Genomic DNA, 8,959 nt, shown 5'->3' with positions numbered 1-8,959 from the left:
GGGACGGTGTGGGAGAGTAGGTCACCGCCGGACAATCGTTTCACGTAGGGCCCTCACCGTTGGTGGGGGCCTTCGTGCTTTCACGGGCCCTTTTCTGACAGCACGGTGGGTCACCGGCACATGAGCCTTCCCGCCGTTGTGATCGCCTGCCCCGCTGCCGGGGAGTTGAGCTGCACCACCACCTGGCGCCGGCCGTCCTCGCTGCTCATGGCGATTCCCGAGTACCCGTAGATCATCCCGGAGTGGTTCCACACCCGGATGCCGCACGGCAGCCTGTCGGCGAAGACGCCCAGGCCGCCCGCGCGTTTCAGGGCGGTTCCCTCCAGCAGTCGTTTCGGTGTCGCCCCCCTGGAGGGTTCGTTGCCGGACACGGCCCGCTTCCCGCCGAACAGCGCCTCGTAGAAGGTGCCCACGTCCCGCGCGGTCGATACCAGCCCGCCCGCGGACCAGAAGATCGAGGAGTTCACGATCGTCGCTCCGGGACCGTCGCCCTGTCTTCCCGGGGCGAGCCCGGCGGGTTGTAGATCCCGCGGCAGTTCGGTGTCGCGCAGCTTCAGGGGTCCGGTGACGCGCTTGCGGAGCGCCTCGGCGTAACTCTGGCCGGTGACCTTCTCGATGATGAGGCCGAGAAGGATGAAGTTGCCGTTGGAATAGCGGTTCAATCCGCTTTTTCCCGGTCTGCCGCCGTAGCCGAGGAGTTCCCGCGGTGGCCAGTCGCGCGTGTGCATGCCGTCGTCGACGATGGCGTCCATGAAGCGGGAGTCGGTGAGATAGTCCGGTATTCCACTGGTGTGGTTGAGCAGTTGTTCCACGGTCACCCGGTCGGCGCCGGGAAGGACACCGGGAAGCAGCTTGCCGAGCGTGTCGTGAAGGGCCAGCCGTCGCTCGCGTACCAGCTGGAGTGTGATCGTCGCGGTGAACGTCTTGGTGATGCTCGCGATCCGGAAGCGATGGTCGACCCGCATCGGGGTGCGCGTCGCCGGGTCGGCGAATCCGGAGGCGGCCTCCTGGACCCTTCCGTTGTCGCGGACGTGCACGACCGCTCCCGGGGATCCGGCCGCCGCCACCAGATCGTCCGCGATCATCTGGAGGGTGGAGGCCGAACCGGCCGGGTCCGGCGACGCCGGGGGAGGCGGCCGTTCAGCAGGAGAAGAAAGGGGGAAGGAGGGGGACGCGGGCACGGGGCTCGTTCGCGGGGGAGAGGTGGGCGGGGCGGCGCCGGGAGCGGGGGAACAGGCGGTCAGCGCGATCACCAGCGAGACGGTCCCGAGTCCGGTCGCGCGCATCCGGCGTTTCCCTTCTCGTTCCCTACGCTCCTCGCCGGGCTCATCACTTCTCCTCAGACGCGAACCGAACCCGAACCAGACCCGAACCGGACGCGGAAGCCTCCGCCTTCGGGCGGGAAGTACGTCAAGACGCTACAAGCAGTGTGGCGAATGGGAAAGCCCGCCTGATGGAGGCCCGGTTCTCGGATGGAGGTCCGGCGGCGGCCGCTTCCGGCGTCGCCGGTCGGCGAGATGCTCGGCGGCCTCGTGCAACTCCGATGTGCTGTTCCGGCGTGCTGTCCTGATGTGTGGCACCCGATGTGCGACCCCCGATGTGCCCTCCTGATGCGCCATTCCGATGTGCTGCTCCGAGGTATCACCAGGCGGCTGTCGGGTGTGTCGCCCGATGTCGCACCTGACGTGTCGCACCCGATCTGTCGCATCCGGCGCGCACCCCCTGCTCCTTCTGTCGATTATGAGCGAAAGTCTCGTCCTTCTCAACCAAAGTACCGGCTGAATATGCTCCGTGACGGTTCGTGGCGTGGATGGCTCACCCGCCCCTCGGTGAGCTCGCAGGTCCGGCTGGCCGCGGGGCGTAGGGAGGGCCGTCTGGCGGTGGCATCTGCTCATATCGTTACAAACCAAGTTTGTTGTGGCGCCCTGAAGGGTGGCCACCCCGGCTCATCAGGCAAGATCCTCTGCTGGAGGGTCGGCCGGGGGCCGGTAAGCGGGGTCGCGGGCCGGGGTGACTTTGGTCGTTGATCATAGAAAGTTTAAGTGATCATGGCAAAAGTTCTTCCAAAAGCGTCAGAAGACGCGTAACTTCCACGCCAAGTTCTCTGCACAACATCAAGAGGGCTTGGTGAGTCGGTGGGTGGCGTTCGCGGGCGGATCTCCTCGGAGAGGGGAGCCGCCGGGCGGGGCCGCCGGCCTGCGGCGGAAGGGGATCGGCGGTCATCCGGTTGAGGCGCCGGGGATCGCGGGACTCCGTCCACCCACACGAAGGTAGGAACGATGAGCGCACACGAAGAAGAGATCGACGAGGTGGCGGGCGCGCTGCGCCGCAGGCTCGGGCTGAACCGCCGCCAGTTCCTCGCGGCCACGACGGGGGTCACCGCGGTGGCCGCCGTCTCGGCGGTGGGCCCGCTCGCGTCGGCCGCGTACGCCTCTCCCGGTGGTGACCAGGAGCGCGGTCAGGGGCACGGTCAGGGGCACGGTCACGGTGACCGCGACGCCCTCGTGCCCGAGGCCAGGCGGGGCATCATCCTCTACACCGTTCGTGACGTGATCTCCCGCGACCCGGCGGCGAACCCGAGCCTGCCGGCCGGCTTCCGGCGCGTCTTCGAGGAGCTCTCGCGGATCGGCTACAGGCAGGTGGAGTTCGCCGGCTACCGCCAGCACGCGAACGCCGAGGGCGGGGCCGACCTGGAGACCGTCGAGGGGGCCAGGCTGCTGCGCCGCTGGCTCGACGACAACGGGCTCAAGGCCCAGGGCAACCACGGCTTCATCCCCGGCTCGTGGCCGCTCACCGAGGCCGACCTCGACCGCTTCAAGCGGACCCTGGAGATCGCCGGCATCCTCGGCATGGAACACGTGGGCACCGGCGGCGACCCGACCAGCAGCGCCTACAAGGCGGACTGGGACCTCGCGGCCCAGAAGTGGAACGGTCTCGGCTCGATCGCCTCGGCCGCCGGTCTCAAGCTGTACACGCACAACCACGACGCGGCGTACGGCTTCCTCCTCGACACGGGCCCGCTCGACGAGCTCGGCCGGCCCACCCGCTCGTCGGGTGTCCGCAAGCTGGAGTACTTCCTCGACATCACCGACCGCAGGCACGTCTACCTGGAGATGGACATCTTCTGGGCGCACGTGGCGCAGTACAGGTTCCGCACCTACACCGCGCGCAACGGCTCCACCCGGACCGACGTCTTCGACCCCCTGAAGCTCGTACGGCGGAACGAGAAGCGGTTCCCGCTGTTCCACGCCAAGGACGGGAAGGCCGACACCGCCACCGGCAACGGCTACGACATGGTGCCGTTCGGTACCGGTGACATCGACTACCGCGCCTTCTTCTCCAAGCTGGACGTCGAGAGGCGCCACCACCCCATGTACGAACAGGACAACGCGCCCGGAGGGGCCGAGGAGCCGGGCCGCTCGCTCCAGTACGCCGACCTCAGTCACAAGAACCTGGCCGCCCTGCGCCGCCGCCGCTGAGAGCGCGGCGGACGACAGGGCGAACCTCACAGAACTCCTTCGGGGTGCTCTTCGGAGAGCACCCCGGAGAGCACCCGCAGAGCACCTCGAAAAACCCGGAGACGGGTCCGGCGGACCGCCACGTGATCGAAGCCGTTGACGCGGCACGCGTGGGGGCCCGTCCTGTCCTGACACCCCCCTGAAGAAGAGGCTCAGGAAGTTGAAACGTACCCGCGCCATGCTCGGTGGAGCACTGGCCGCCCTGTTGTTGCCCCTGGTGGTGCCCGGCACCGCCCCCGTACAGGCCCAGGCCAACGTCCTGGACGCGCCCACGGACTGGTCGAACTACGAGAAGATCACGCTGACCAAGAACGTCGGCGAGCCGATCGACCTGGCGGTGCTGCCCGACAAGAGGGTCCTGCACACCGCTCGTAACGGCGACATCCGCCTGACCGACGGCGCCACCGGCGTCACCAAGGTCATCAACACGATCCCCGTCTACGCGAACTCCGAGGACGGTCTCCAGACGATCGCGATCGACCCGAAGTTCGCCGAGAACAAGTGGGTCTACGTCTACTACGCGCCCAGGACGATGACGGCGCCGTACCCGGAGACGACCCCCACCGGTTCGGCGCCCAACTCGCTGCCCGCGGGGGCGGACGAGTCGTACTGGAACCAGTGGAAGGGCTACAACCAGCTGTCGCGGTTCAAGTGGACCGGTGACGCGCTGGACCTCTCCACCGAGCAGGTCATCATCAAGGTCGAGGCGCAGCGCGGGCAGTGCTGCCACGTCGCGGGCGACGTGGACTGGGACGCCGCCGGCAACCTCTACCTCGTCACCGGTGACAACACCCCCGCGGGCACGCCCGGAGCCAACGGCATGGCGCCCAACAACGACGCCCCCGGGATGAACCCCGGCCTCGACGCGCGGCGCGGCGCCGGCAACAGCAACGACCTGCGCGGCAAGATCCTGCGGATCACGGTGAAGGAGGACGGCACCTACACCGTCCCGGCCGGCAACCTGTTCGCGCCGGGAACGGCCAAGACACGCCCTGAGATCTTCGTGACGGGCGTGCGGAACGCCTTCCGGATCGACGTCGACGACGCGACCGGAACGCTCTCCTGGGGCGACTACGGCCCCGACGCCGGCGCGGCCGACCCCGCCCGCGGGCCCCTGGGCTACGTCGAGTGGAACGTCACCCCCCTCGACAAGCCGATGAACAGCGGCTGGCCCTACTGCACCGGCAACAACTTCAACTACAACGACTGGAACTTCGCGACCTCGACGCCGCGCGCGTGGTTCGACTGCGCGGGTGGTCCGACGAACACCTCCCGCTGGAACACCGGCATCGACAAGCTGCCGGCCGCCACCCCCGCGGACCTCTACTACGGTGACAACAACACCCACCAGCCCGCGGAGTGGGCCGGGCTCACCGACTTCGAGCCGGCGGGCGGCCAGGGGCCGATGGGCGGTCCCGTCTACAACTACGACGCGGCGAACCCGTCGCCGACGAAGTTCCCGGCGTACTGGGACAAGAAGTTCTTCTACGGCGAGTTCTCCCAGGACTACCTCGCGGCGTTCACCGTGACCGGGTCGGACGGGCCGGTGACCAAGCTTGAGCACTTCCTGCCCAACGACGCGCTGAACACGGCGGTGATGCCGATCACCGACAGCCCGATGGACATCGAGTTCGGCCCCGACGGGTCGCTGTACGTGCTCGACTACGGTGACGGCTTCTTCCGCGCCAACCCCGACGCGGGCCTGTACCGCATCGACTACGCCGAGGGCAACAAGACGCCGCAGGCGAAGATCGTCGCCAAGCCGGTGTCGGGCAGCGCCGCGCCGCTGACCGTCGCCTTCAGCGCGGAGACCTCCACCGACGCCGAGCCGGGCGCGCTGACCTACGAGTGGGACTTCGACGGCAACGGGACCTTCGACGCCACCGGCGTGACGGCCTCGCACACCTACCCGGCGCTCGGCCAGTACTCCGCCAGGCTCCGCGTGACCGACGCGCAGGGCAAGTTCGGGCTCACCTCGACCGAGATCACCGTGGGCAACACCGCGCCCGAGGTGACCATCCAGACCCCGGGCAACGGTTCCTTCTTCAACTGGGGCGACGCGGTGCCGTTCCGGATCGGGGTCTCCGACAAGGAGGACGGCAACAACCCGGTGTGCAGCCGGGTGCAGTGGACCTTCGGCCTCGGCCACGACACGCACGCGCACCCCGAGACCCTCGGTTCGGGATGCTCGGGCGCCTGGCCGACCCCGGCCGACGCTCCCGAGCACGGCGAGACCGAGAACATCTTCGGCGTCGTCGTCGTGAGCTACCGGGACAACGGCGCCGGTGACATCCCCGGGGCGCTCGGCGACGCCACGCTCATCCTCAACCCCAAGGAACTGCAGGCCGAGCACTCGGACGCGAACAGCGGCGTCACCAAGGTGGAGGACGAGAGCGCGTCCGGCCTGGCGAAGATCACCTCGTTCGACGCCGGCGACTGGATCGCGTACGACCCGGTGAACTTCGCCGGCGTCACCGGCGTGAAGACCCGCGCCTCCGGTGCGGGAACGCTGTCCCTGCGCTGGGGCTCGGAGACGGCGGAGCCGTTCGCCACCGTCACCGTGCCCGCCGGTTCCGGCTGGCAGACCGTGGACACCTCGCTCGCCGGCGCCCCGACGGGCAGCGGCAAGCTCTACGTCACCTCGACCGGCGGCGTGGAGGTCGACGGGTTCACCTTCCAGGGCGACGGGGTCTCCGACGAGACGCCTCCGACCGTGTCGGCCACGCTCGCCCCGGCCGCGCCGGGCGGGGAGAACGGCTGGTACACCGGCAACGTCACGCTGACGGTCACCGCGACCGACAACGGCACTGTGTCGAGCAGGCAGTACTCGCTCAACGGCGGCACGACGTGGTCGAACGCCAACAACCCGGTCACCCTGACCGCCGACGGGACGGCCACCGTGAGCTACCGGGCGACCGACAGCGCGGGCAACGTCTCGCCGGTCGGCACCGTCACGGTGAAGATCGACAAGGCCGCCCCGGTCCTGACCGTGAGCGGGGTGGAGCCCGGCAAGTACGGTGACTCCGCGTCCATCACGCCGGTCTTCTCCGCGGCCGACGCGACGTCGGGGGTGGCGAGCGTGACGGCGGCCATCGGCGACCTGCAGGTGGCCACCGGCGAGCCGCTCGCCCTGTACAAGCTGGCGCTCGGCGCGAACACGCTGACCGTCACCGCGAAGGACAAGGCGGGTCACGTCACGAAGCAGACCGTCGCGTTCGAGGTCACGACCTCCGTCGCCGACGTGGAGAGGCTCATCGGCCTCTTCGAGGCGGCCGGGAAGCTGTCGGCCTCCGGCGCCGCGAAGCTCAAGGACAAGATCTCCAAGGTCTTGGTGTCCGAGGACAAGGGACGCGAGCGCGACAAGAAGAAGATCGTCAAGAAGCTCGAACGCTTCGTCGAAGCGGTCAACGACCCGAAGATCGTCTCCAACCCGGAGGTGAAGGCCACGCTCCTGCGTGACGCCAACGCCCTGATCGCGCAGTACAGCGCTCCGGCCGCCGAATGACGCCGACGCGCTGATGCCGCCACGTTGACGGCGACGCGCTGACGACGAGGGGGGAGAGCCTGACAGGCTCTCCCCCCTCGTTCGTTTCCGGGACCCGGTGGGTGTGACGGCGGGCTCGGACCTCGTGGCCGTGCCGCCTCGGGCCGGGGCCGAGGTGCCGGTGTGTGACGGGAGGCTTGTGGCCATGTCACCCGGGGCCGGGGCCGAGATGCCGGTGTGTGACGGGAGGCTCGCGGCCGCGTCACCCGGGACCGGGACCCCGGACCCGGAGTACGTCCGGGGCGCCGGCGGATCCCCTGAGGCCTAGGGCTTGAGCTTGGGGCTTCGGACCGGATCCTGGTGAGGGGTGAAGTCGAGGTCCTTGATCCTGGGGTCGCCCTCGTCGGCGAAGTAGTGGTCGGGCCGGGTGGAGTCGTCGCCCTCGGAGGACTTCACGGCGCGCGCGATGACCGTGCCGAGCGCGGCGACGGCCAGGTTGACCGCGAGCGCGAGGACACCGGCGTAGATCGTCATCTTGGTGTCCAGGCCCAGCTTCTCCAGCGGGAACGCCGACCCGGCGAAGTGCAGCTTGCCGGTGACCGGGTTGCCGATGTTGTAGAGCAGGAGCATCCCGGCCCCCATGCCGGCGACCCACCCGGCGATCAGGCCGTTGCGGTGGAACCAGCGGGTGTAGAGGCCGAGCGCCACCGACGGGAGCGTCTGCAGGATGATGACGCCGCCGATGAGCTGCAGGTCGATGGAGAAGCCGGTGTCCAGGAACAGGATGCACAGCACCGCGCCGACCTTGACGAGCAGCGAGGTGATCTTGGAGACGCGGGCCTCGTCGGCGTCGCTCGCGTGCGGCTTCAGATACTCCTTGTAGATGTTGCGGGTGAACAGGTTCGCCGCGGCGATCGACATGATCGCCGCCGGGACCAGCGCGCCGATGCCGATCGCGGCGTAGGCGACGCCGGTGAACCAGTCGGGGAACATCTTGTCGAACAGCTGCGGCACGATCGTGTTGTTGTCCTTGCCGATGGGCTGGATCCCGGCCGCGATGGCCATGAAGCCGAGCAGCGCGATCAGGCCGAGCAGCAGGCTGTAGGCGGGCAGTGCCGACATGTTCCGCTTGATCACGTCGCGGTTCTTGGAGGCGAGCACGCCGGTGATGCTGTGCGGGTAGAGGAACAGCGCGAGCGCCGAGCCCAGGGCCAGCGTGACGTACTGCAGCTGGTTGTTCATGTTGAGCAGGGTGCCGTCGCCGGGCGCGGGGCTGGCGTCGAACTTGGCCTGGGCGGCGTCGAAGATGCCCGACCAGCCGCCCTCGATCTGGGCGGGGATCGCGAAGATCGCCACCAGGATCACGATGTAGATCAGCGTGTCCTTGACGAACGCGATCAGCGCCGGGGCGCGCAGGCCCGACTGGTAGGTGTACGCGGCCAGGATCGCGAACGCGATGATGATCGGCAGGTGGCCGGTGATGCCCATCGACTTCAGCACGGCCTCGATACCGACGAGCTGGAGCGCGATGTAGGGCATCGTCGCGACGATGCCGGTGATCGCGACCAGCAGCGCCAGTGTGGGGGAGCCGAACCTGGCCCGGACGAAGTCGGCCGGGGTCACGAAGCCGTGCACGTGCGAGACCGACCAGAGGCGGATCAGCACCAGGAAGACGATCGGGTAGACCACGATCGTGTACGGCACCGCGAAGAAGCCCATCGCGCCCGCGCCCCAGAGCAGGGCGGGCACGGCTACGAAGGTGTAGGCGGTGTAGAGGTCGCCGCCGACCAGGAACCAGGTGACCCACGAGCCGAAGTTGCGGCCGCCGAGCCCCCACTCGTCGAGGCTCGCCAGGTTGTCCGGGCGGCGCCAGCGCGCGGCCACGAACCCCATGCCGCTGACCACCAGGAACAGCACGGAGAAGATGATGATCTCTGTCAGGTGAGCTTCCATCGGG

4 protein-coding genes are annotated in these 8,959 nt (G+C 68.7%); 2 read left to right on the top strand and 2 right to left on the bottom strand.

Features of this window, described 5'->3' with window-relative positions; all coding sequences use genetic code 11:
- Positions 1–110: 110 nt before the first annotated feature.
- The gene (locus ACFYWM_RS09315; protein ID WP_389911100.1) at positions 111–1,286 is read right to left on the bottom strand and encodes a serine hydrolase domain-containing protein; all 1,176 of its coding nucleotides are present in this window, start codon (positions 1,284–1,286) and stop codon (positions 111–113) included.
- Positions 1,287–2,279: 993 nt separating this feature from the next.
- On the opposite strand from ACFYWM_RS09315, the gene ACFYWM_RS09310 reads away from it, so the two are divergent.
- Together ACFYWM_RS09310 and ACFYWM_RS09305 are read left to right on the top strand one after the other, a co-directional pair.
- Positions 2,280–3,479 (top strand): sugar phosphate isomerase/epimerase family protein, encoded by a 1,200-nt coding sequence (locus tag ACFYWM_RS09310; protein WP_389911097.1) that lies wholly within the window; start codon positions 2,280–2,282, stop codon positions 3,477–3,479.
- A 199-nt stretch (positions 3,480–3,678) separates the two neighbouring features.
- Positions 3,679–7,023, top strand: a complete 3,345-nt coding sequence (locus tag ACFYWM_RS09305) for a PQQ-dependent sugar dehydrogenase (protein ID WP_389911093.1) — start codon at positions 3,679–3,681, stop codon at positions 7,021–7,023.
- 303 nt (positions 7,024–7,326) lie between these two features.
- Here the strand turns inward: ACFYWM_RS09305 and mctP are convergent, their stop codons facing one another.
- Positions 7,327–8,955, bottom strand: a complete 1,629-nt coding sequence (mctP, locus tag ACFYWM_RS09300) for a monocarboxylate uptake permease MctP (RefSeq protein ID WP_389911090.1) — start codon at positions 8,953–8,955, stop codon at positions 7,327–7,329.
- Positions 8,956–8,959 lie beyond the last annotated feature (4 nt).

The organism is Streptosporangium sp. NPDC002721 (assembly GCF_042888905.1).
In the GTDB taxonomy this organism is placed as follows: Bacteria; Actinomycetota; Actinomycetes; order Streptosporangiales; family Streptosporangiaceae; genus Streptosporangium.
Note: the sequence above shows the minus strand (reverse complement) of the source record. Positions and strands in the feature narration are given on the sequence as shown.

What these genes read in the sequence shown, in the direction of transcription:
- ACFYWM_RS09315 (WP_389911100.1), bottom strand. Translation starts at nt 1,286, where the DNA reads ATGCGCGCGACCGGACTCGGGACCGTCTCGCTGGTGATCGCGCTGACC.
- ACFYWM_RS09310 (WP_389911097.1), top strand. Translation starts at nt 2,280, where the DNA reads ATGAGCGCACACGAAGAAGAGATCGACGAGGTGGCGGGCGCGCTGCGC.
- mctP (WP_389911090.1), bottom strand. Translation starts at nt 8,955, where the DNA reads ATGGAAGCTCACCTGACAGAGATCATCATCTTCTCCGTGCTGTTCCTG.